This is a genomic window from Methanobacterium lacus (genome assembly GCF_000191585.1).
GTDB lineage: Archaea > Methanobacteriota > Methanobacteria > Methanobacteriales > Methanobacteriaceae > Methanobacterium_B > Methanobacterium_B lacus.
The window spans coordinates 856,513-881,981 of record NC_015216.1 but is presented as its reverse complement, the minus strand read 5'-3'; the positions used below and the strand labels follow the sequence as shown (position 1 = coordinate 881,981).

The following is a 25,469-nucleotide window of genomic DNA, read 5'->3' as shown; positions in this document are numbered from 1 at the left end:
GTGAATACTGTGGGAGAAATAGTAATAAAGGTTGAAGACGTTGGAATGGAGTACAATCTCAACAAAGAAAAGGTTGACAACCTCAAAGAATTTGTTATTAAATTTTTGAAAAGGGAACTGAAGTTCACCAAATTTTGGGCCGTAAGACATGTTTCAATGGAAGTTGAGAGGGGAGATAAATATGGAATCATTGGACTAAACGGAGCAGGTAAAAGTACGCTTCTGAAGGTTATTTCCGGTGTTATAAAACCCACAGAGGGTGATGTGTCAATAAAAGGATCCATTGTACCTCTCTTGGAACTGGGTTCTGGTTTTGATCCAGAATACACTGGAAGGGAAAACATATTTCTTAAGGGTTCACTTCTAGGATACTCTAGGGAGTACCTTGAATCTAAGTACGATGAAATTGTTGAATTTTCAGAGCTTGAAGAGTTCATCGATGTTAAACTTAAAAATTACTCGACAGGGATGAGTTCCAGGCTGGCATTTTCAATTGCAACAGCTGTAAACCCTCAAATAATGATACTCGACGAAGTTCTATCGGTGGGTGACGCAAAATTCAGGGAAAAAAGTCTTGAAAGAATGAAAACTCTTCTGGATCAAGATGTTTCAGTATTGTTTGTTTCACACACACTGCAGCAGGTAAGAGACCTTTGTAATAAAGCAATATGGCTTGAAAACGGCAGAGTTATTATGCAGGGTTTAGTTGATGAGGTCTGCGACAGTTATGAGAGAAGCGTACTTCTAAAGGAAAAGATCTACGTTAAAAGTTCAAATCCTAAAAAGAATGATGCAAAGGTTCCAGTTGACAAGGACATCATATTAACCTTTAACGCACCAATAAAAGTTGGAACCAACTGGATAGAACTATTAAGTGCCAATAGAGTGAGTGTACCGCTAGAAAAATATGTTGATGGTGACAAACTCATAATAAAACACCCTGTACTCCAACCTGGTATGAGGTACAACCTCCATCTTCACACAGGATGTTTCGAAGATCTGGAAGGTAACAAGGTAAACACCCATTCAACAGGGTTTACAACAGAAATTAAACATTAATATACCTAAAAAGAATATACTAACCCTATTTTTTTTATGGTTTTAGATATATTCATCCATTTTTTTCCATTGTTTAAACATGCTAAAAAAAAATATAGAAATGTGTTAAAGATTCAACTTAAAAAAAATGGGTTGGGTTTATTTTTGTTAGTTTTTGAGTCTTTTGGCCCATGCCTTTGCCTTTCTCAACGGTGATGTGATCTTCCATGAAATACTGTTTTCCATCTGATTTAACTTGTTTTGTTGTTTAATTGATAGTTTTTTTGCATCTACACAGCTTTGTGCCATGTATTCACATGATTCCAGCAGGTTTGACATTGGGTTTATTTTCTCGTTGGTGTACTTGAGTTCGATGTTTGTGCAGAAGCTTAGATCCATGGGATCCTCTGTTAAGAGTTTGGGTGTATCATCATTTTCACAACTAAATTCACTGGCAATTGCAACAACATCTTCGTCAGCTATTTCTTTCTGGGATTTAAGTTGGCTGAAAATGTTTTTCCAGTGGAAACTGTCGTTTGGTTTTTTCTCCACACTACTTATGGCGTTGAGCCATCCCACAGCAACTTTGGACACTGTTTGTTCCTTGGAACGGATGGGGAAATGTGCTATTCTTAGATCAGGATTCACAACTCTCTTCAAATTATTCTTATGTTCTGGTGGAATTACCAGGCTGTGACTGCCCCTTGTGACTGTTACCCCATAATCTGTCACCAGTTCCCTTGGTATTATTACCTTGTAAAGGGTGTGCCAGTCCCTGGTACTGTCATCCCTTGCCATGACTATCTTTCGCGGTATGAAACGTTCCTCCTGATTCTTGGTGAAATCTGGAACGTAAACCTTCCACTTTGCAACGAAGTAGTTGGGAGATGTTAATTTTTCAATATGCTCCCTTGGACTTCCACCATCTGATGATAACATGAATTCATCAGCATCCAGTGGAGTTACTATATCTGCATTGTATTCATGGACTGCTTTGTTTAAAAGCATGTTCATCTTAAGGATCTTATCAAAAGCCCTTGTATCATCTTCAATCACAAATATTGGCAGTCCCTCATTTTTAAGTGATTTTAGCATCTCAAGGGTCTTATCTGTGCTGCCATTGTCAAGTATGATCATTCCATCGAGGTAATTTACATTGTACCTTACGAAGGATTCTATGATGTCCATCTCATTTTTAACCATGCTGATGGAAAATATTTTCTTGTTAACCATAATATTTCTGCCCCTTTTTTAATTTAAAAAAGTGATTGTAAACTAAAACTATTCATCTAGATTTTATATTACGAGAATTTCTAAAAAATTGTATCGAACGAACACCTTTTTATGATGCAACGACAATTTTTTTTTATACAGTAGAAACCCCCTAAAAATGTCCCATGTTTAGCAAATTTCTAAACAATTTTTTTAACACACTTAACAAATCTATTTTAAAGAACTAACAAATATAGATTTAGGGGTTCACTCCAATAGTAGGTACAAGTAAATTAAATTGGTAGTGAATAAAATCTATTGAGTAATCTACTACGTAGGTTCATTCAAACTAATCTAATAAACCCATTGATTACAGATGGGATACTGTGTAAATTGTTATCCCTAAATTTTTTTATTGGTGAATTTAATGCCTGATCTAACTGTTATAATACCCAACTTCAATGGCAAACATCTGTTAAAACAGTGCTTTGAATCTTTAAAGATCCAAAACTGTTCCATGGATGTGATAGTTGTTGACAACGGATCAACTGATGGAAGTGCAGATTACATCAACCTGAACTACCCAGAATTTAAACTCGTTGAAAATAGAGAAAATCTAGGATTTTCAAAGGCTGTGAACCAAGGCATAGCTGCATCAAACACTGATTTTGTTATGCTTCTAAACAACGATGTGGTTCTTGAAAGATGTGCAATTAAGAACTTGTTAACATGTATCAAAAAGGACTCTGAAATTTTTGCAGCTGCATCTAAAATGTTGAATTCTGATGAACTAACCATTGATGATGCTGGTGATGAGTACACCCTGCTTGGCTGGACAAAAAAGGTGGGAAATGGAAAACCTGAAACTGCTTACAGTAAAGACAGGGAAATTTTCAGTGCTTGTGCCGGTGCAGCAATTTACAGGAGAAAAGTCTTTGATGAAATTGGCTACTTGGATGAATCATTCTTCGCCTACATGGAAGATGTGGATATTAGTTACAGAGCTCGTATTCATGGATATAAATGTGTTTACTGTTCAAAGGCCGTAGTATACCATCTTGGAAGTGCAACGAGCGGAAGTAAATACAACAGTTTTAAAATTAAATTAGCAGCACGAAACAATGTTTATGTTCCCTACAAAAATATGCCCTGGCCACAACTACTGTTAAACCTGATATTCCTCGTCATAGGGTATTTCATAAAATATCTGTTCTTTTTAAGAAAGGGTTATGGGAATGATTATTTAAATGGTTTGAAAGAAGGTTTACACTCTTTAGATAGAGTTGGTAAAGTTGAGTACAAATGGGATCGATTGACGAACTATCTGTACATCGAATGGTACCTCATTAAAAACACGCTTCATAGCATTTGGTCGTAGAATTAATATTCCTAACGCTTTAAAATAATAATTATCCCATTCGGGGTAAAGCTTATTTTAATTAAAATAAATATTCATCTATATAATCTAATAATTTGGTTAATAACAAGAATAATATAATTTACAATCATCATCCCCATTAATCTGGATAGTTTTTCCAGATTCATTCAAGGTGAAATTCAATGGATTTATCAATAATAATCGTCAACTTCGAAACATTTGAAATGACCAAACAGACAGTAGAATCTGTTTTAAATCAGAGCCATCCATTTGACTACGACATATATGTTGTGGACAATGCATCTTCGGATGGAAGTTTCGAGTCGTTGCAGAAAACTTTTTTTAAAGAATCAGAAAATGGGAAGATAAAATTCATACAAAACCCTGAAAACAAGGGTTTTGCACAGGCAAACAACGTTGCAATAAAACGTGCCAATTCAGATTATGTGCTGCTTTTGAACTCTGACACCCAAGTGGTTGGTGATTGTCTTGAAAGATCCATGCATTACATGAAGAATCATCCTGACACCGGAGTTTTAGGATGCAAAGTCCTTTTACCAGATGGAAATCTTGACAAGGCTTGTAGAAGAAGTTTTCCAGAGTTCAGTGTTTCATTTTATAGGATGACGGGTCTCTCAAAACTGTTTCCCAAAAGTGAACGTTTTGGAAGGTACAACCTCACCTACCTAGATGAGGATGATACTTACGAAGTTGACTGTGTCATGGGAGCATTCATGCTTCTTAGATCCAGCACCATTGAGAAAGTAGGTCTTTTAGACGAAAAATTTTTCATGTACGGTGAAGATATAGATTGGTGCTACAGAATAAAGGCTGCTGGCTGGAAAATTATCTATTACAGTGAAGCACAAATAATTCATTACAAAGGTTCCAGTAATAGTAAAAAACAAAACAAAAGGATGATACACGAATTTTATAGGGCCATGTACATTTTTTACAACAAGCACTACAGGGAAGATTATCCCATGATAACCACCCTAGCAACTTACATGGGAATTTGGAGTATATGTCAATTTAAACTTTTTAAAAATTATATTACGAGGTAATTCTTATTATATTTAATAAATTGAATATTAGGGAAAAATATTTTGGAGGTGAACCATGATAAGGGAGAATCAAAGAACATTAACAACGCTACAAGTCTTATTTGATGTAGTGGCAATGACACTGGCACTTTACCTTGCATGGCTCATCAGGGTAAAAACAGATATTTTAGGGCCTGGTTTTGATGTTTGGACATTTCCACAGTATGCTGCATCTTTAGCTTTTATAATTGTTAGCTACACCATTTTAAGCTATTTTTTCAACCTTTACAATTCTCAAAGAACTGATAAGTTGGGCAACGAAGTTAAACAGATACTTAAAGTCAACATAATCGGACTTTTACTCCTTATTACTGCTCTTTACATCATTGAAGTAGCAGATTATTCAAGGTACATGCTGGCCATGTTTGCGGTTTTCAGTACAATATTTATGTGTATCGAAAGGATCATCGTGAAAAATGCACTCATGTATGTGAGGGGAAAGGGTTACAATGTTCAATACATACTTGTGATTGGTGCTGGAGAACTTGGAGAATCCTTTGCAAGAAAAATTAAACAAAATTTTTACCTTGGTTATGAGATCATAGGCTTTTTAGATGATAACATTGCAAAGGGTCAGAAAGTAGATGGTTCAAAGATCATCGGCTCCATAAATGATTTGGAACAGATCATCCTCACAAAAACTATTGATCTGGCTGTTATAACCATTTCAGCCAGACATTATCAAGTCATTGAAAACACTGTTAACACCCTTGAGAAGTGTGGTGTTAAGGCAGAGATCGTGCCTGATTTTTATCGTTACTTCCCTGCTAAACCCTACATTGACATGATAGATGATATACCTGTTATTAATATTCGTTACGTGCCATTGGACGATAATCTAAACAAGATACTCAAACGAATGTCTGATATAATTTTAGTAACAATAGGGATCATCATAATCTCCCCAATACTCATTGTAACAGCCATTCTCGTGAAACTTACTTCGCCGGGACCCGTAATTTTCAAACAAAAGAGGGTTGGATGTAACAGGAAGGAATTTAACATGTATAAATTTCGGAGCATGAGGGTTCAAGAAGAAGAGCAGTTTAAATGGACTCAAAAGGATGATCCAAGAAAAACAAGGATTGGATCGTTTATAAGAAAAACCAACATAGATGAGTTACCACAATTTTTTAACATACTCAAGGGAGATATGAGCTTGATTGGACCCAGACCTGAAAGACCATACTTCGTGGATAAATTCAGGGATGAAATACCCAAGTACATGGTAAAACATCATGTCAGACCTGGAATGACAGGTTACGCACAGATAAATGGTTACAGGGGAGACACATCCATTAAGAAGAGGATTGACTACGATATTTACTACGTTGAAAACTGGAACCTGTACTTGGATGTCAAGATATTTTTCATGACATTTAGAAGTTTCTTTAAAAATGCTTATTGACGATTTATAACCTTTAAAAACTCTTTAAACAATTATATCCCTAAATTCTTAATATTTTTCCCATTTTTATTGTAAACCTATTAAACAGAATGGAACCTTAGATGGTGGAACACTGATGATTAAACTGGTAAAAGATCGAAGATTCATATTTTTTGGGCTTTTGATTGTTCTAATAATTCTCAGTGTTTACTTCGCATCGAACTATCAAAACCATCTTGAAAATCCCAACACATCAATAATTGTTAAAAATTATCCTCTCGGTGAAACAGTGGCTGTTTCTGGAGTTGTTTCCGATGTTCATGATGGCGGTTTTAATCTTTCAGATGAATATCATGGGATGGATATTAATTACACCATCACATCAGGGGAACATGTTTCAAAGGGAGATCAAGTTGAAGTTTTAGGTATTTTACAACCATCTTATAGAGTTAATGCTACTAAAATACTCGTTATAACTTCATTTGAGTATAGTTTCATGCTGCTTAGAAGTGCGTTGGTTGCGTTGATCTTCCTATTTTTCTTTTTCCGTTATTGGGAATTCGACCTTAAAAAGTTGGAATTCAGGAGAAGGAGATAGATGCCTGACTGGGTTACACACATTGCTGTTGCTTGGATAATTTGCAGGCTACTTAGCTTTAAATATGATGAGTTTAACGCTGCAAACACCATGCTGGTTATTACAGGGGCTTTGATACCTGATTTTTCCAAGTTTATCCTGGTTTTCAAGTTCTTTGGATTGGATCTTTCTGAATATTTAAGTATCATACACATACCAACGGGTTCTGTCATAGTTGCAGGTATGATGTCCATGCTGTTCCCAGAAAAGAAGAAGGCATTCCTATTTTTTGGACTCGGAATCATCACACACTACAGCTTAGACATAATATTGGAACATGTTTCTGGAGGAATTTACCTTCTGTTTCCTTTCAGCTGGTGGCAATGGCAGCTTCAAATTACCAACAGTTCAGATTATCTGATAACGCTTCTGGCACTTTGCCTTGCAGGACTGGTGTATCTGGTTGGGAGGGAAATAGATGCTAACAAGGGAACTGCTTGAAGAAAGTGGTGCAGTAAAAACTGACCCAAAAAAAATACATAAATGATATAAATTCTCTTTAATTGGATATTTTCAAGGATTTTGTGTTGCTGCATCCAATGAATGTGTTATCAGATGCGAAGTATACTTTAATTGTTTTTTTGTTGCTGGTTGGTTTGGATATGTAATTATAGGTCGCAATTCCCGATTTATTGGTTTTGGATTTTCCAATTAGTTTACCATCCACATAGAAATTCACTTCCTTTCCAGACAATTTGTTTTTGTGACTATCCTTAAGTTGTGCCTGAACAATTACATTAAATCCTCTATAAGAACTTGCGTTAACACTGTATCTAATCTGTTTTATTGTTACCTCGGAAGAAATGAGGGTTATGATTCTTTTTACAACCAAATTCGCATTGTCTGTACTTCCTATATAATTGGTATCATCCAGTGTAACTGCCTTTATTGGGTAGTTGCCTGCTGTTTTCAAGTTAATGTGGTAGTTTAAAGTTGCTATTCCTGATTTATTTGTCAATGCTGATCCAACATACTGGTTGTAAACATAGAATTTGACTGTTTTATTTGTAGCTGTCATGTTTTTATGTGAGTTCCATACCGTTGCAATGAGGTGAACAGTATCTTGAAGATATCCCTTTGTTGAATTGATTTTGATTGATGTAGGTGTCTTGACTACTGTTAGAATAGTTTGGAGGTAGGATGTTGAATACATGTTGTCCTGATTAAATATTGAAGTTAAATTGTATGAACCAGGTTTTTGCTTGATGATGTATTGGAGTATCGCAGTACCATTGATGTTGGTTTTAGCTGTTCCCATAATGATTCCATTTATCAGGAATTTCACTGTTCTATTTGCCAAATAATTAGCAGAGTTTGTATCATACAGTCTTGCTGTTAAAACAGCTGAATCACCATTATATGTCTTTATATTGGTAGATATTATGGTTGTTGGTTTTTTAATGACTTTTAATGTGTTGATGTTGCTGCTTGATGAGAAATCATGGTCATTATAGAAATTTGTCACTAAGTTAAAAGTTCCTGCCCTATCAGTTGTGTAAATTATTGTTGCTATACCTTCACTGTTGGTTGTTGCAGAGTAATCCTTTCCATTTACTGTGAGGTTTACAACTTTGTTTGCTATTGGGTTGTTGTTTTCATCAACCAATGCAATTACCAGTTGAACTTTATCGCCCACGTATGTATTTGCTGAATTTACGGTGATGTAGGTTCTTGGAGGCACATACATATCAATTTCCTGATAATTGTTGCACAAGTTAGAGTCATCAGTTGAACCTGAATTGTAGGTTGCTGTATTTTTGATGATTGAATTGGAGGTTACAATCTGAACAATCAATTTCAGTACCTTGGATTCTCCACTTTCTAGATCACCAACTGTCCAAATTGTGGTGTTAGGATCGTATGTTCCACTTCCATTGTCGGATATATATTTAAAGAAATCTCCATCTAACCACTCACCAACAGTGACGTTTTCTGCTACGTCTGGACCATTGTTTGTTACTGTTATTGTTAGGATTATTTTATCTCCGTAGCCTGGGGAGTTGTTGGAAGCATTTACTTTTACAGCGACATCTGCCATGGGGGTAGGTACTTCTATTATGGAGGTGTTGTTAAGAATTCCAGTACTTTCCACATAGGGAAGAACGGTGTTGGAATCAAGATCGTAGGGAGGTACATTGATGGGTACATCTGTTGCTAGGGAGTAAAGTTGGTTGATATTAATACAATCAATTCCTGTGCTGTAGATATAATCCATAATGGCTTTAAAATCTGCTTCAGGGTAAACGTAACTGTCAGAACTTCCTGGAGCTATGTCATGGAATAATAGAACGATGTTTGAACCAGATTGTATTGCATTGTCAACATAACCTGTGACACTGGACACTGATGTGGTGTTTAAAATGGTGTAAGCCGGGAGTCTGTAGAGATCCAATCCATTTAATGAGTATATGAGTTCGCCATTGGTTGATCTTCCTGTTAAAACTCCTAAATTTTTCATTATTTCGAGAACATCATTGTTGTAATATCCTCCAGGGAATGCTAAATTTAATGCACCCTCTGGAAGACCTATGCTTGTTAAAAAGTTGATTCCATTGGAAATTTCAGATTGGATATCATCGTCTGATAACTGGATCAGATCTTTGTGGTTGTATCCATGGTTTCCAATGATCCATCCTGCTGCAGCCATTTCTTTAAGTTCATCAACAGTTAGAACACCTTCTGTACCTATATTATAACCATTAACATAGGCTGTTCCTATTATTCCTAAACTCTGCATATACTTGAAAGCTATGGCGTACTGTGCTTCGTTCCCATCATCAAATACAATTAGACATTTCGGCCGCACATTATCAGCGCCATATGGATTATAAACATTTTGAGATAACAAATAAACCGTGCTTTTTGGAGAATCCCACTTGGTGATCCTGGAGTACACTGCAAGTAGCCAGCTTCCATCGGATGGTATGGAGGTGGTCCATAACTTGGTATTTAAATCGAATGAGTTATCCGAGTACTTCCATGTTTTACCGTCGTCCCTACTTACTGCATAGGTTCCATTGGATGTGAGACCATATGTATAAATTTTAAACACAGCTTTTGTACTGTTAGGTCCTTGGTTAAAGGCTCGTGTTACACTGTAAATCCAATTCTTGTATTTAGATGAATTCACAGGTGATCCATTTAAACTGTTTAGAAATTCCCCATTTAAACGTATTATAGCAGCATCAGGAACTTTTAGGGTTTCATATGTTGATGGATAAATATCCGGCCCCTTTGTATCCTGATCTGTCTCAGTTACATCGTTTCTTATGGTTCCTGTGCTGTTAATATAGCCAAGTATGGCAATTTGATAAGAAGAGCCGTTCGGTATGAAATATGTTCCTGTTCCAGTTTTAACATTGAAGGTTGTGTCTTTTTTCCATCCAGTGCCATCATTTATTCTAACCCATCCATTCCATCCTATTTTGGGGTTGTAAAAGACAAATCCTGTACCTTTATCGCGAAGGGTTATGTTTGAATCATCTGGTCCGTTATTTGTGACAATTATGTTGGTCCATACCCATTTAGTGTAGTTGGCACTAGTTACGATCTTTCCGGGGTTGGGATAGCCATCGTTTCCTGCAGATCTAAATTGATTTTCAATAGTGAATGTTGAAGACTGTGAACTGTCTTGGTTATTTAAACCGGAATTGGAAATTTGGTGTGAAGCCACTGCTTTAGATGTGTTTCCAGTTGATGCGGCATTAGAGCTTCCCATTGTTAGGATAAAGAGGAAGATAATAATTAATATGAATATCCCCTTGTAATTATCTTCAATGGTTCTGTTAAGTTTCATTGAACTAATTGTATACACCCCGGATATCAAATATGATATTAATTCTATTAAAAAGAAAATATTTAATGTTTATTAAAGATACAAAAAAATTATGGATTATAATCCATTATTCATGTTACTTCGAATTGTTTTTTGAGTTGTAATCTGATTTGTACCCCTTTGAGAGTGGAAATTTGTTGGGACTGTGCTGTCTGTTTTGATTATTATATTCGTTTCCAAATACCTCGTCGTATGCAGCTACTATCTTTTCCCATGAATATTCCTGTTTGACTCTGGATAATGCCAGTTTTTTCATTATCTGGTATTGGTCAGGGTGGTTATCAACATCATCCATTTTTGTTGCGAGTTCATCGGAATCTTTGAAGTAAAGTGCTGAATCTTGGCATACTTCCTCGTTGAATTGATTTCTATGTGTTAGCAGAATATTTTCCATTACCATTGCTTCTATGAGTGATGGATTGGTTCCTCCAACTGAATGACCGTGTATGTAGCCGAAACAATTCTGTCTTAACATGTTCAAGGATTTTTGATCGTAAATTCCTCCAGTGAAAACAATGTTTTTAGTCTCATCCATCCCTTCAATCATGTTGTTAATTGTTTCTTGATAATCTGAGTTTAGAAAGTTTCCAACTATTACCAGCGGTTTTTTGGTTTTACTCTTGATGTAGCTTTCCACTATGGTATGAACATTATTTTCTGGCTCTAATCTTGCTACCAATAGCCAATAATTGGAATCTTCTATAACACCCCTCAAGGATCCTGGTAGATATTCATCGTTCCATCCAATCTCAGGGATCTCACTGACACCATATGCAATGAACTTGGAACTTTTACTGTATTTATTATCGTAGTACTCTTTTATTCCCATTGAATCAGCGATTATTTTATCTGCCCAGAAAACACCCATTCTCTCCTGAATTTTGAGCATTAATTTTATCATGCCACTGAATTTGTTTCTTTTCCATTCAAATCCATCTGGATTCAGATATAGTGTTTTACCAAATAATTTAGGTATGAAGAAGAAGAATGCTGCACTGTATCCTAGCATATATATCTGATCAGCTTTTAAACTTGAGTAGAGTAGTGAGTATGCATCATACATTATTTCGTAGATCATTCCAAGAACGTTTGATTTTGGATGTTTAATTGGGAAGTAGAATAAATTTACATCCTCAAATTTTTCAGGTGGATCAACACCTTCAGGTTGTTCACAGCTCACATAAACTTCGTAATCTTTTTTTGACAGTTTTTGACTAATATTTTCTGTAAAACATTCAAATCCCCCGTAATTGTTTGGGATTCCCCGGCTTCCAATAATTGCTATTGAACTTTTCTTTTTTTGTGAAAATTTCATAAATGTAAACCCTCTTAACAAATATTTTTTTCCAGCTCCCCAACCCAATTTTTGTGATTTTTGATATCACGTGAGAAACTTTAACTACACTACTTTTTTTTGGTTTTAACCATTAATAAGGTTATTCATTTCAATGAAATAGAATGTAATAAGGTGTTTATAGGGGATTATTTGAACTAATACTAATAATTTAATTAAGAATAGAGAAACGTCAAATGTTATCAATTGCATGCATGAATAGCTTACACTAAATTACTCTAAAACAATTAGTAGAAAATAATACAGTAATATAAACAAAATTAACATGAAAATAGGAATAAATAACTGAATTGATACAGTTTTGATATTGTAATAACGGATAAATTAGTACAACTACTTGGAAATTATAAAAAAAATATTTTTGTGAAAATCAGCACAAATCAACTAAAACAACAATTTTTTTTGTGAAAATAAGATCAACTATTCACTGGCAAATGTTGAATATTTTTCATTAAATTGTAGGTTTCATAAGTTTAGTTTCAACTTCTTACCTAACATCACCATCAAAAACTCAGTCATAAACTGGGACCAAATATCACAGATCAATGAATTCTTTTTTTACCTGAAAAACTGTTATGAAGTGTTTTGTAAAAAAATATTAAGATGTAATATGAAATAAAAACTATGGATACAGTTCTCAAAGAAAATTCAGCCTACCCTAATGTTGTGTTTATAGTACTGAACTGGAATGGTTGGCAAGACACCCTTGAATGTTTGAAGTCAATTGATAAGGTAAACTATCCAAACTACTTTTTTATTCTGGTGGATAATGCTTCAGAGGATGATTCCATCGAGAGGATTCATGGTTACTGCAACACACCACTTGATGATAAAATCAACAAAGAATCAGATATTTACTTGAAAATAAAAAATCTGGTTGAAATTGATTTTGAGGATCTAAATAACGTTAAAATTGACTTAAATACGTCATTAAATTCCAATAGACTAAAAAACATGATCATGATCAAAAATGATCAAAACTACGGTTTCACAGGAGGTAACAACATTGCACTTGACTTCGCAAAGGATAACTTGAAGCCAGATTACTATCTGCTTTTAAACAACGACACTGTTGTAGAACCTGATTTTCTTAAGAACATGATGGATTCTGTTCAAAAACATGACAATGTTGGATTTGCAGGGCCGAAAATTTATTACTACAACCCTGAAGAAGTTTCAAATCTTCTGAGCTTTACTGGTGGAACCATCAACCTGAACACATCTGAGCCGAGTCCTATTGGTAAAGATCAAATTGATACTGGACAGTATGAAGCTGACAAAGTCGTGGACTACGTGGAAGGTTCATGTATGCTTGTAAGCTCTGAACTTGCTGAATCAGTAGGTTTCTTTAATCAGGACTATTTTACCTACTGGGAAGAAATAGATTGGTGCATTAGAGGTAAAAAAGCCGGTTTTAACACGATTTACACCCATAAAGCTAAAATTTGGCATAAATGCTATGGATCAGATATTGGTGCCATGAGCATATACTACATGATAAGAAACAGGTTTCTTTTCATGAAAACCAACGAAACCATGTTGCAACAGTTTACAAGCATTTTATATTACTTCTGCTATTACTTCTGGAAGATCCTGTTCTCATTGGCTTTCATACGCAGGGATAAAACCAAACTCGGATCATTTTTAGATGGTACAATTGATGGAATTAAAAACATTAAAGGAAAAAAATAATGCTTAATTCGTTATAGCCTGTACTTTAAACCCTTATTTTAATAATTAAAATAATAGAAAGAATTAAAAAAATTACTTGAATCGTGTCTTATATGAACAGCTTTGATCCTCCGTTGTCGTATATCGAAGTCGCAACATTTGTTATATTTGATATGTCGTAGTACTGCACTACGGATGAGCCCGCTGGAGGAATTCCAAATTTCCCAGATTCCAAGTTGTAAGTTCCTAACAGCATATATGATCCTGTGTTGGGAGAATACAAAGTATTTTTAGCTTTTTCATATGGAATAAACCCATTCAACAGTAAAAATCTGTATGTATCTGCGTGTACCTCGTCATTTGTTCTGTAATCTGTGATCCAAAGAGCACCTGCCAATTCTTCGTTGGTAAATTTAGGACCATCCATGGAAGGGTGGATCACAATCGAGGAGGGCTTATCCTGCAGTAACTCATAGGCAACTCCGCTGTTGAACAACAAAGAAATTGCCAAAAACAATGCCATTATCTTGAAAGACGTTTCTTTAACAGATTCTGGCTTCCACCTATATTTTAATAACTTGTTAAATAATTCTGAAAGTTTCAACCATCCTATGACAAAGAACAGAGCTAGGAATATGAGGGCTATTTGGTAAAACCTCTCAGGGTTTAGTGCACCTGCAAGGAATGGTACTACAAGCACTAAAATCAAAAGTACAAAGCTCATTACAGTAAACAGGGCAAAATTTTCGTTGATCTTCATTTTTGTGCGCCTGTAAATAAGTGCCAATATTCCAACAGCAATTATGGCCTCTATCAGCAAATGAAATACGAGTGCTATGCTCCTTAAGAAAGATTTCTCCCCTGTTACTATCCCAACAGCCATGAGTGCATTTGGATTGAATAAAAAGAGGTAACTAAGTGTTACTAAATTGTTTATTGTGGTTAGGGTGAGGTTTAAAAGTACTGAGCTTGAAACAAACAAGTAATACACAATTGTGATACTGAATAAAAGAATTAACTGGAGTTTGTATCTCATCTTCGGCCTTTCAATAGAATCTGCAGGTTTAAAGAAAAATCGTAAAATAGACCATTTTCCTAACTTCGGATATTTTTTATCCAAATTCAGATTTCTAAGCAGAATTATAAGATATGCAGTTGTGGCAAGGAATATGTAAATATAGTCCATTGAGTAGTGCGACACTAAGAGTGCTGGTATAAACACCACCGTGAGTATTACGATGTTCCTATCTGAAATATCCTTTTCCACCATGAGCATGATCATGAGTACAAAAAATAGTTCACCTATTTCCTGTCTTGCAAGGTATGGCATTTCTAAAAAGAACATGAATATGGATATGAACAGGAAACATGCAAAAAAAGCAATTTTAGTGTTTGTTTGTCTCTTAAATAATGAATACAATCCTAATGGTACAAATACAAAGATTAAAGGATAAATTACCTTGTATATTATTACAATAGACATTCCTGATATCTTAGAGAAAATTGGAACGATTATAACCAAACTTAACATGGCGTTTAACAGATCTGGTATGGAGGAGTTCCAATAGGATGCGTTGTTCACGAGGTTGGTGAAGTAAAACTCGAGGTTAATATCCCAACCTGTTATGTAGTTGGTGATGAGGGATGTGGAGAGTACTAGGGTCAGTGCCATTGAAAAAATTGCCAATGGATATATTTTTTTGTTCAGTTTATTAAAAGCAACCAGAAACGGTACTGTAGCAATCAAAAAGAACATTATAATGAGTAATATATTGTTTTGATAGCCGTCTATGAGATAGGTTCCGAATATGGCTGTGAATGGAAGCAGCAGAAACGCCAATATTGGTACTGACAATCCTTTTGTATCCAAAATTTCAGGTTGGTCAAAATCCCTATCCCTTCTGAAACTTAAGTAGCACAAAAGCCCTGTGAATATGGTGAAGGTGATGAGTAATGGAACTGTGGATATTGGATAGTTAATTCCTAAATATGGATAAACTAAATCCACCAACATTCCAAAGAACATTATGGATGCTGTGCCTAGACCTAAACTGTAGAGTAAGTTTCTAATTGAGTCCAGATTATGAATTCTTAAAATTCTAAGAATAAGCATTCCGTTTAAGAAAAACAGAGCAATAAATGCAGATATTGCCCTTACCAAGGGTATGTTAATGTTGTAAAACTCTAAAACTGTTGTGGCCCATAGCAATACTTGAAAAAGTATAACGATAGAAAGCAGATACTTGATATTCCAATCATTAATTTTAAAGGGATTTAAAAATTTCATGATCTAACCTTTTTTTAACAGTATTCTCGGTATATGTTTAAATGTTCTTCTGCAATTTTTGCGGGATCCAATACATTATCCGCAAATCTCTTCGAATTTATAGACATTTCCTTTACTTTATTTGGATTTACAAGCATATATTTTATCGCATTACTCCAACTTTCAACATTATCATCACACATCAATCCCATATCCTCCTGAACATAGTCTGCAAATCCCTTGTTTTGAGAACATATCACGGGTTTTCCAGATGCTAAGGCCTTGGTTAAAACTCCACTTGTGGATTGGTTTATGAGGGTATCCAAACCCATGGATCTTCGAATTCTAAAGAAGGGCTTATTTAAAAGCCATGGACTGGTGAGCCTCGGTACTAAAATTGCTTCGGCATTGTCAATGTTATAGATAAATTCTTCGGATGTAACAAAACCTAAAAATTCGACTTTATCTTCTAATTCGTTCTCATGAACCAGTTGATTCAGGTAGGTACCATAATCTGGATCTAAAATATTTCCCATAAATACTAGTTTAAAATCCAAATCAATACCAGCAACAGCTTTAATTAAAATATCCTGCCCCTTGTAGGGTGATATGTATCCGGGTGCCAGAACTGTTTTGGTTTCATTATTGGTTTTATTTATTATGTTTTGACCAGGTATGCGGTATGCAGGGTGTAGTACACGTTTAAATTTCATATTATCCAGCTTGTACCTGTCTTTATATTCAGTTATTGCCGAGTTGTTATGAAAGAGGAGTACATTGCTAACCCTTTGAAATCCCCTGTCCACAAGATCGTGTGGAAAACTTAACTTGGATCGAAACGAATTGAAGCCATAGGATCTGCATTTGGAACATTTATACTGGAAAACATCGAAGTTTCTTGCATCGTGCACAGTTGTTACGATACTGTCATTTTTAATTAAATCTTCGTTGTTATCCAACAAGATATGGAGTTGAAATTCATGGAGCGGAGAATTTGCAAGCTGAAAATGGGTTACATCGTAATCGTTAACTGAGTAATCTTGAGGTTTCACATGATTCATGCGTTCCTGGCTGGTTAGGTAGGTGTTACATGAATTTTCAGGTGAGACTACATCCACGTCCTGTCCAAGCTTGATGAGTTCAATTGCCAAGGTTTCTGAGTAGTTGCTGATACCGGTTTTGGGATCCATTGGTGCTATTATTGCTATCTTCAAGATGATTCACCTTTAACACATAAATTACTAATTAATCTACTGAAAACAATTTTAAATCTGTTTAAATTTTGAATACATCAAAATTCTGGTTTTGATAGAGTAACTGAGAATTTTCAGGCAAGAATGATGTGATGTTGTAGTTGGTGTTGTAAAATATGAAAGTTCCCTGACTTATGATCTTTTCTGTGGAGTTTGATGTGTAGTTAAGTCTTTTATCAAATATTAAATACCCAATTTCCTTCTGTTTAAGCTCATCAGCATTAAATCCCCATTCAATAACATGTTCTGAGGATTGTACTCCTGCTATAGGCTGGTTAGTTTCAGCTTGGACAAATATGTTTGTTGCGTAGTTGTTTGATACAACAGCAGACTTATTATCACCATTTTGTTTAAACCAGTTGGCTAGTTCCATTTCAGAATTTGTTGGTGGTGTTATTTGAGGAATTATCAAATAGCTTTGATTGTACGGTTGTGCATTGTACTTGGGAAGCAGGTTTAATTGAGGATCAGATACTGTGGTGACTGCAAAAAGTGCTGAAACAATCAAAATAACCGCCAAAAATAGGGTTCTGACTTTAATATTTGGAAATTCAGTTTTTTTGTAGTCAAGATAGAGGTAGCTTAATCCCAAACCTCCTAGAATCGACAGTGGTATCAGCAGATGAACTAAAAGTCGTATGGTGTAAACATTCACACCGAACCAGTAGGATTTGCTCATGAAAAATACAACAACGATCCAGACTAATATGAAAATGTCACGTGTTTTACGTCTTTTAACTGCCACCACTGCACCGATTATTGCAAATATCAACACAATTCCAAGGTAAACTAAATATTTACCATCACTTATGGGATCACTGATCGGCAGCGACGATGTGTAACCAGTTACTGCAGTAACTCCATAGGCAAATATCTTGGTCACGTAGTTGGGTGCCAGAACAAGGGCAACTACAGATGCTAGTATTCCAATTAGGATAGGCAACGATAAAAATAGGGGGTAGGAGTAAAGATAATATTTTTCTCTCTTCATGAGTCCTGCAACTACAGTTATGGCTGTTACAGTTAAAAAGAGTATCAGAGTAGTTGCTTGATGTGTGAGTATCACTAAAAGAAACAGTAGGCTTGATACAATGGCGTAGAGGTATTTCTTTGATATGACAGATTTGTAGTAGAAGTAGATTGCCAATGGTACAAATACTATGGCCAGTGTTTCAGGGAGTGGGGAGACCATCCTGCTAAACAGGTAACTTGAAAGTATTAGGAATCCTGCTGAAATTCCAGCTATATCTCCATAAAATTTTTTTGCAACATATGAAACAGATGAAACAGCAAGAAAAGCTAGAAATGGCTGTAGTGCCCGTGATATGGTGAAATAATCTGCTTTAAATATCGCTGCCAATGCCATCAAGATCAAACTGAAAAGTGGGGGGTAAGCTATTGGAGTTCCTGCAGGAGGATTGGTGGTTGGATCTATTAATGTGAGTCCGTAATGACTGTAAACCTGAGCTAAATGTATATGCGTATAAATATCCAATGTTAATGGCCATTGATTGGCTATGGTTGGAATGAGTGCAATGAAAAACGCAACTATTCCTGGGATAATCCACAACCAATTCACTATTCTTTTAGTTTCTAACATTCCTATGCTTCCCAAATATTTTTTATTGATATTTATCGATTTTGTTGGCAGAGACCACAGATTGATACAGGTTTTCATAATCTTTAGAAACTTCGTTCCAAGTTCGGATCCTGTCAGATAATGGTCCAACACCCCTATCTTCTGCATATATTTTTAGCACAGTGTCTGCAACATCGTCTGGAACAGGAGGATAATCAACTGCATAACAACCAATTTCATTGGAAAATTCTGTTAATGCCGTGCTGTTAGATATTACACACGGAGTTCCCATTGCTAATGCTTCAGCAACAGCTATTCCATAGGCTTCAGAACGTGATAAAAGCATGTATATGTCAGATTCCCTGATGAGGTCTATTAATTCTTCTCTGGACAAAAAAGACATCCAATTTATATGATCTGCAATTTCCAGTTCATCTGCCATTTTGATCAATTTATTTTTTTCAGGACCATCACCAACCACTGTGAGAACCACATTATCTGCACCTTTTTTATGTACCAGACTATGTAAACTTTTTAATATGTAATCAACACCTTTTCTAGGTATTATATGACCCGTGTAAAGGAGGTTTATAGTTTTCTTTGAATTTTTATCCTTTCTATCTTTTTTAAGGTTGATTTCATCCACTCCAAGTGGAATTACAGTGATCTTCTCCCTTTCAACACCTATGTTCTGGATGTTTGCAGATTCAAAATTTGAACAGGAAGTTATGCTAACAGATTTAGAAAAAACAGGCCTTGCAAAAATGTTGTAGAGATTCCACAAGTATTTACCTGCTAACCTTCCCCTGGCAACATCTAAGTAGGGTGAGAATATAATGGGTACGTTTGGATCCATCCTTTTTATTATATGAATTGATTCTATTGGCATTAAGTGATGATATCCATGTACATGAACTATGTCTGGATTTAAGTCCTTGTAATGATTTTTAAGATATTTATATATCTCAAAATTCAGACCGTAGAAATATTTGGTGTTGTCGAGTGCCGATGAAACCCTGATTATTTTGAAACCATTATTAGTTTCTTCAGCCCTTAAATTTGAAGGGTTGGGTTGAAGAACAGTAACCTCATGGTTTTTTGAAAGATTTTGGGCCAACTCATTTACTGTTTTACTAATACCTCCGGGAAAGGTAGTTTCAAGATAATTAACAAGTAGTACTTTCATGGTTTTCACTTTGAGTCCCTAATTGATTCAACCTTTATTTCGGAGGTTCAGTATGATCCAGAGAATTTTTTTACAACTCTAGGTTTATATTATGAATATGTTTATTAAATATTCTTTTGCATTTTAATGTATTCAAAAGCACCTTACAACATATAAAAAACTATTTATTTGGTGATGCATAATTAAACTATATAATAAAGAATATGAACCAATTTGATGTTGGATAACCTTAAATTGAGGGTTATAACCCAAAATTAACCATTAAAAACTATTCTTATTCCAAGATTAAAATTGTAGAGTGACATATTTGGTGGATGAAAGACGGATTCATCTGTGAAATAACTATAATTTAGCCAACACATGTCTGAAAGCTACAAATAGGACAGATATAATGAACACAGTTCAAAAGATAAGTAAAAATGTTGGTTTAGTCTTTGTTTCGCAGATTCTAACCTATGTACTGGCATTTTTTACAGTTATTTATACAGCCAGGTATCTTGGTGCTGGTGGCTTTGGAATTTTATCCCTAGCCCTTTCAATTGGCTCTATTTTTGCAGTCTTCATGGATATGGGTTTAAGTACGCTCATTGTTAGGGAAATTTCACGTGATAAATCCCTATCAGGCAAGTATATAATAAACAGCATTGTAATGAAGCTCATTTTGTCCATTTTAACACTGGGACTGGTAGTGGTAACTGTGCACCTATTAGGTTACAATCCACTTGAAAGCCTGATAATATATTTAATAGCAATATCTATGGCAATCAGCTCATTTTACATATTTTTAAATGCAGTGTTCCAAGCAGAAGAGAAAATGGAATATCTTTCACTTGCAAACATATTGAACAGTATCATTCTACTTGCAGGTACTATCTTAGGGGTTTATTTAGGGTTAAGTATCGTATACTTTGCATTAATTTACATATTTACAAGCATAATAGTTTTAATCTACTGCGTAACTGTTTACGTTAAGAAATTCCTGAATATCAAACTTGAACTTGATCTCGGCTTTTGGAAGCCAACATTAAGGGAATCCTGGTCATTTGGATTAATATCCTTAAGTTATATGCTTTACACCTACGTTGATTCCATTATGCTGTCCATTTTAAAAGGTGCTGAAGCAGTTGGATGGTACAGTGCATCTTACAGGTTGATGTACATAGCACTAATAATTCCCAATGCAATTAATATTGCAATTTTTCCAGTCATGTCCAGACTGTACACCAACGCCTCAAAAAATTCACTGAACCTTCTAAACGAAAGATACTTCAAATATATGATGGTTTTAGGTATTCCACTTGGAATTGGAACGAGTCTACTTGCAAAACCTATTATTTTACTGCTTTATGGAACAGAATATTATCCATCTATTATTACGCTCCAAATATTGGTTTGGGCCATTGTATTCACGTTTGCTGGAGCATCCTACATACAGCTACTACAGTCCACCAACAAACAATTGATAATCACTAAAATATCCCTAGTCTGCCTTGTGCTGAATGTGATCCTCAACTTAATATTAATTCCATCCTACAGTTATGTTGGAGCAAGCTTTGCCACCATCGCTACAGAAGCCGTTCTTAATGGTTACATAATTTATGTCACCTACAAGTTGGGCTACGGTACTTCATATAAAGTAGTTTTAAAGGATTTGTCAAAAATTTTTGTGGCCACCGTAACCATGACAATTTTCATATGGTACTTCATTAACTTGAATTTCTTTGTGGTGGTAGCTGTAGCCATAATAATCTATTTCGTTACACTCTACATTGTTAGGGGTATTGATGATGTTGATATTGAAATATTGAAGCAAATTAGGGGTTAAAATATGGGTGAATATGGAAGAAATAAGTAATAAAATAATATAATATGTATTATTAATATAATTGTATTGAAAAATATTCAAAGAAATTTTTAAACACGTTATGAATAGCATGCAACTATAAATGGAGTTAAATATATGGATATCCTGCTCTACTTGAATTGGTTCATTGTATTGGTTTCGATAATTCTAATTTTCCTATTTAAACCAACGAAGTTGAAAAAAACAGTCTACCCCATGTACTTCGCATTTTTTGTGGTGACCTTCTTTTGCTATCTATTTACCTTGATGGGCTCGAAGGTACTGATCATTAACATGTTGGGTGCACTCTGGACTTACACAGCCTTTGGTTTAGTTTTGATCCATTCCTCCTTGTCACTTGGAAACAGGAAAACCATTGTATTTTTCATTATCGCCCTGATCATTGGGTTAGTATCAGAATTGTTAGCTGTTAAGTATGGATACCTTGGAAGGTACTACTACAACCCAGAATTAAGGCCCTTCTTCTTTGGAATGGTGCCTATAATGTCCGTATTTTCATGGGCAACGATTATTTACCTATCCTACACCATTTCAAATCTGATGTTGAAGGCCGGGATTAAAAAACCTGATTTAAAGGGGAACAAACTTCATTGGTTAATCTTAATAATTTTACTCTCATCAATAAGCGGTTTTGTTGCTACAAGCATTGATATGATCCTTGATCCTGTAGTTGTTGCAGGTCAGGGTTGGATCTGGATAGATGGAGGACCATACTACGGGATACCCATCAACAACTTTGTGGGATGGTTTTTCGTAACATTTATTGCAACCTTCCTGTTCAGACTCTATGAATCTGTCAAACCTAAAAATGATGGTTCCTTAACCAAAGGTTCCTTCTTCACCACCCTAAGTATGATCCTGCTGTTTGTCATGTACTTCTTTATTTACGCAGTTTCAGCTTTCAAAATGGGAAGCCCGGAGTATATATTGATTGGTGTAACAACAATGGGGCCTTTAATATTGATAACCCTCTTAATAACTGTTTTAAAGTTTTCAGGAAAAAAATTGGAACAGAATAACAGAAGTTAGTTTGGATAAAAAAAATGCGAAAGAGTGGAAAAAAATGGAGATAATCTTCTTCACTAAACTGTTGGTGGTTTTAATAGCAATTGCCTTGATACTGATTGTAAAACCATTACAACTTAAAAAAACTGTGTATCCCATTTACTTTGGGTTTTTGATAGTTACGTTTTTAAGTTACATTTTAACGTTAATGGGTGTTACCAACTGGCTGGTAGATTTTGTAGGATCCCTCTGGATCTTCGCGGGTCTGGCATTTGTTATAATTCATTCATCCATCACCATGGGAAAAACTAAAACAGGCCTATTTTTCAGTATAGCACTCATATTTGGACTGGTTTCTGAAGTTTTAGGAGTTAAGTATGGATGGATATATGGACATTACTACTATAATCCCATGTTAACACCAGCATTCTTTGGACTGGTTCCAGTAATTAATGTTTTGTCATGGGCTTTGATAATCTACATCTCCTACGTCTTTGCAAATATCATACTTGATTATGGTAAAAATAGATTCAATCCAAAGAATGAGAGTTCTTTATTGGTTTTCATTGTATTAATTCTCATTTCAATGATCAGTGCCATGGTTGCAACCAATTTAGATATGCTCGTTGATCCTGTTGTGGTGGCCACTCATGCATGGTTCTGGATTGATGGAGGGGAGTATTTCGGAATACCCATAAGCAACTTTGTGGGATGGTTTGTTGTGGTCTTCGCTGTTAGTTTCATTTTCAGGGGGATAGAACTATTCATGGACAAGAAATCCATGGCCACTGAAGAGACCCCAACTCACTCAGCTACCATAATAAGTTTGTACATCATGTTCCTTTTAATATACGGATACACTGCCCTCTTGATTGGACATCCTGAGTATCTGTTAGTCGGTGTAACAGCTATGGGGCCGTTCATCTTGATAACTATGTTGATCACGTACCTAAAATTCAAGAAAGAGGGGAAAAAATGAACGAACTATTCAAATCTTTTGTAATGACTTACCGTGCATCTAGATCTCTTAAGTATGGTGGGTATTTCATCACCATCCTACCGTTCATAGCAATTTTGTACTACAATGGTTTTATAAACTCCCCCTGGGCTCTGCTTTACCTGCTCCCACTTGTTCCTGCATTTGCAGGTGGTTTTATGTGGAATGCCATAGGTGATGCTGATAAGGATCCTAAATCAAAAAATCCTGTTACACAGGGATTAATTTCTGTAAAATTTCTTTATGTAACAATAGCAGTGTTGTATCTGCTTTCAATTCTATTTTTGCTGCTTATTTACACTTCATTTGCTTCTTTAATGGCCCTTTTATTGTTACTGTTGTTAGCTGCAATATACAGTGGTTTTAAGCTCAGGATGAAGGAAAGTATTTTGGGACCTGTAGTGGCATCCTTTGGATTTTTTGTCCTACCCTCCATAATGCTGTTGGCCGAGTTCAATTACTTCAGTTTAGGTACGGTGACACTCCTTGTTGGATTGTTTGTAATTTACTTTGCCCACGAAATTAAACACACCATAATAGAATACGATCTCGATCTAAGCTTCGATTGCAGGACATTTGCCGTGATCGTTGGTAAAAAAAATGCCAACATTATAGAGTACGCATCAATTATTTTGGGTTTTATTTTCCTAACTGCTAGTATTTATTACCTCTTGCCCAATTCCTACATGATTTCAAACTATTACATACCCACAGTTTATGTTATGGGCGTTTTCATAATATTTTTCGCCTTAAGCCTGTTCTCTACACTGTTCTATGGATTTAAAACCCAGTTTGATCAGAAGGGAGATGTTATTCTCAACATGCTCCCATACATAGCCAGCAGAACATGTTACATAACCATTGGATTGTTCCTGCTAAATTTACCGATGCTGATTATAATACTTGCATTATGGCTCCTGTTTACAGATAAATATCTATAAAAATGAAATATGGTTACAATTCGAGGAATACATGATAACAGTAATCTGTGTATACAACAACAGAGTTCTACTTGAGGATAGACTTTTAAAAAGTTTAAAAATCCAAAATACTGAATACGAACTCATACTGTTGGATAACACAATGGGAAAATATGAATCTGCAGCTAGGGCTTTGAACTGCGGGGCAAAACAGGCCACCAAGGATTATTTGATGTTCGTGCATCAGGATGTTGATCTACTCTATGAGGACTGCCTCAAGGATATTGAAGAAAGTTTAAGGGAACTAGATGATCTGGGTGTTGCAGGGGTTGCAGGTTACACAGAAACAAATGGAAAATTCATAATGTACAGCAACATAAAAGATGGGCGTCCTCCTGAGGACGTTGGTGTATATCTGAAAGATCCCCTTAAGGTTCAAACAGTTGATGAATGTCTGTTTATTGTTCCTAGATCCATCTTTGAAAAACTTAAATTCGATGAGATCACGTGTCCTGGTTGGCATTTGTACGGAGTAGACTACTGTTTAAGCACCACTGAATTTGGAAAATCTGTTTATGTAGTTCCCATTAATATCTACCATGTTTCAAGGACAGAATCCTTTTCAAAGGATTATTACACCCTGTTAAAAAATATTGTGAGGAAACACGGTAAAAAATACAAAACAATCGATACCAGCTGTGGCATATGGAATACAAACAGTGTTAGACTGGATATAAACATCTTAGAAGACAAATTATTAAGGTTCCTCAAACTTAGATGATTT

General features: G+C 35.4%; 19 protein-coding genes. 12 read left to right on the top strand and 7 right to left on the bottom strand.

Features of this window, described 5'->3' with window-relative positions; genetic code table 11:
* Positions 1 to 9: 9 nt before the first annotated feature.
* Complete coding sequence (locus METBO_RS04555) at positions 10 to 1,059, top strand: ATP-binding cassette domain-containing protein (RefSeq protein WP_013644501.1); 1,050 nt, start codon at positions 10 to 12, stop codon at positions 1,057 to 1,059.
* 147 nt (positions 1,060 to 1,206) lie between these two features.
* Here METBO_RS04555 and METBO_RS04550 read toward each other — a convergent pair whose 3' ends face one another.
* The gene (locus METBO_RS04550; RefSeq protein WP_013644500.1) at positions 1,207 to 2,271 is read right to left on the bottom strand and encodes a glycosyltransferase family 2 protein; all 1,065 of its coding nucleotides are present in this window, start codon (positions 2,269 to 2,271) and stop codon (positions 1,207 to 1,209) included.
* Between the two features lie 406 nt (positions 2,272 to 2,677).
* Between METBO_RS04550 and METBO_RS04545 the strand changes: the two genes are divergently transcribed.
* From METBO_RS04545 to METBO_RS04525, 5 genes are all read left to right on the top strand, one after another.
* Positions 2,678 to 3,628 (top strand): glycosyltransferase family 2 protein, encoded by a 951-nt coding sequence (locus METBO_RS04545; protein ID WP_013644499.1) that lies wholly within the window; start codon positions 2,678 to 2,680, stop codon positions 3,626 to 3,628.
* Positions 3,629 to 3,810: 182 nt separating this feature from the next.
* A complete protein-coding gene (locus tag METBO_RS04540; RefSeq protein WP_013644498.1) occupies positions 3,811 to 4,692 on the top strand; it encodes a glycosyltransferase family 2 protein in 882 nt (293 codons plus the stop codon).
* A 55-nt stretch (positions 4,693 to 4,747) separates the two neighbouring features.
* Positions 4,748 to 6,139 (top strand): undecaprenyl-phosphate glucose phosphotransferase, encoded by a 1,392-nt coding sequence (locus METBO_RS04535; RefSeq protein WP_013644497.1) that lies wholly within the window; start codon positions 4,748 to 4,750, stop codon positions 6,137 to 6,139.
* 115 nt (positions 6,140 to 6,254) lie between these two features.
* Entirely contained in the window at positions 6,255 to 6,716 is a 462-nt protein-coding gene (locus tag METBO_RS04530) for a nucleic acid-binding protein (RefSeq protein ID WP_013644496.1), read from the top strand.
* Positions 6,717 to 7,196 carry a metal-dependent hydrolase gene (locus METBO_RS04525; protein WP_013644495.1) on the top strand — a complete coding sequence of 160 codons (480 nt, stop codon included), beginning with the start codon at positions 6,717 to 6,719 and terminating at the stop codon, positions 7,194 to 7,196.
* A 58-nt stretch (positions 7,197 to 7,254) separates the two neighbouring features.
* Here the strand turns inward: METBO_RS04525 and METBO_RS04520 are convergent, their stop codons facing one another.
* Positions 7,255 to 10,551, bottom strand: a complete 3,297-nt coding sequence (locus tag METBO_RS04520) for a polysaccharide deacetylase family protein (RefSeq protein ID WP_048186356.1) — start codon at positions 10,549 to 10,551, stop codon at positions 7,255 to 7,257.
* A gap of 115 nt (positions 10,552 to 10,666) precedes the next feature.
* Positions 10,667 to 11,905: a DUF1972 domain-containing protein gene (locus METBO_RS04515; protein WP_013644493.1), complete on the bottom strand. Its 1,239-nt coding sequence runs from the start codon at positions 11,903 to 11,905 to the stop codon at positions 10,667 to 10,669.
* A gap of 663 nt (positions 11,906 to 12,568) precedes the next feature.
* Here METBO_RS04515 and METBO_RS04510 point away from each other — a divergent pair.
* Positions 12,569 to 13,636 (top strand): glycosyltransferase family 2 protein, encoded by a 1,068-nt coding sequence (locus tag METBO_RS04510; RefSeq protein ID WP_013644492.1) that lies wholly within the window; start codon positions 12,569 to 12,571, stop codon positions 13,634 to 13,636.
* Positions 13,637 to 13,724: 88 nt separating this feature from the next.
* On the opposite strand, the gene METBO_RS04505 is transcribed toward METBO_RS04510, so the two are convergent.
* The 4 genes from METBO_RS04505 to METBO_RS04490 form a co-directional block, all read right to left on the bottom strand.
* Positions 13,725 to 15,902, bottom strand: coding sequence for a DUF2206 domain-containing protein (locus METBO_RS04505; protein WP_013644491.1), 2,178 nt, complete (start codon positions 15,900 to 15,902; stop codon positions 13,725 to 13,727).
* Positions 15,903 to 15,916: 14 nt separating this feature from the next.
* The gene (locus tag METBO_RS04500) at positions 15,917 to 17,095 is read right to left on the bottom strand and encodes a glycosyltransferase family 4 protein (RefSeq protein WP_013644490.1); all 1,179 of its coding nucleotides are present in this window, start codon (positions 17,093 to 17,095) and stop codon (positions 15,917 to 15,919) included.
* A gap of 61 nt (positions 17,096 to 17,156) precedes the next feature.
* The gene (locus METBO_RS04495) at positions 17,157 to 18,734 is read right to left on the bottom strand and encodes a 6-pyruvoyltetrahydropterin synthase (protein ID WP_013644489.1); all 1,578 of its coding nucleotides are present in this window, start codon (positions 18,732 to 18,734) and stop codon (positions 17,157 to 17,159) included.
* 22 nt (positions 18,735 to 18,756) lie between these two features.
* Complete coding sequence (locus METBO_RS04490; protein ID WP_013644488.1) at positions 18,757 to 19,899, bottom strand: glycosyltransferase family 4 protein; 1,143 nt, start codon at positions 19,897 to 19,899, stop codon at positions 18,757 to 18,759.
* A gap of 391 nt (positions 19,900 to 20,290) precedes the next feature.
* On the opposite strand from METBO_RS04490, the gene METBO_RS04485 reads away from it, so the two are divergent.
* The 5 genes from METBO_RS04485 to METBO_RS04465 all read left to right on the top strand — a co-directional run bounded on the left by METBO_RS04485 (position 20,291) and on the right by METBO_RS04465 (position 25,466).
* Positions 20,291 to 21,724 (top strand): flippase, encoded by a 1,434-nt coding sequence (locus METBO_RS04485; RefSeq protein WP_013644487.1) that lies wholly within the window; start codon positions 20,291 to 20,293, stop codon positions 21,722 to 21,724.
* A 135-nt stretch (positions 21,725 to 21,859) separates the two neighbouring features.
* Positions 21,860 to 22,792 (top strand): carotenoid biosynthesis protein, encoded by a 933-nt coding sequence (locus METBO_RS04480; RefSeq protein ID WP_013644486.1) that lies wholly within the window; start codon positions 21,860 to 21,862, stop codon positions 22,790 to 22,792.
* 34 nt (positions 22,793 to 22,826) lie between these two features.
* Positions 22,827 to 23,747 carry a carotenoid biosynthesis protein gene (locus METBO_RS04475; protein WP_013644485.1) on the top strand — a complete coding sequence of 307 codons (921 nt, stop codon included), beginning with the start codon at positions 22,827 to 22,829 and terminating at the stop codon, positions 23,745 to 23,747.
* On the top strand, positions 23,744 to 24,706 hold the full coding sequence (locus tag METBO_RS04470) for a UbiA family prenyltransferase (RefSeq protein WP_013644484.1): 963 nt from the start codon (positions 23,744 to 23,746) through the stop codon (positions 24,704 to 24,706). The genes METBO_RS04475 and METBO_RS04470 overlap by 4 nt, the downstream gene beginning before the upstream one ends.
* Positions 24,707 to 24,737: 31 nt before the next feature.
* The gene (locus METBO_RS04465) at positions 24,738 to 25,466 is read left to right on the top strand and encodes a glycosyltransferase (protein WP_013644483.1); all 729 of its coding nucleotides are present in this window, start codon (positions 24,738 to 24,740) and stop codon (positions 25,464 to 25,466) included.
* The last annotated feature ends 3 nt before the right edge of the window (positions 25,467 to 25,469 follow it).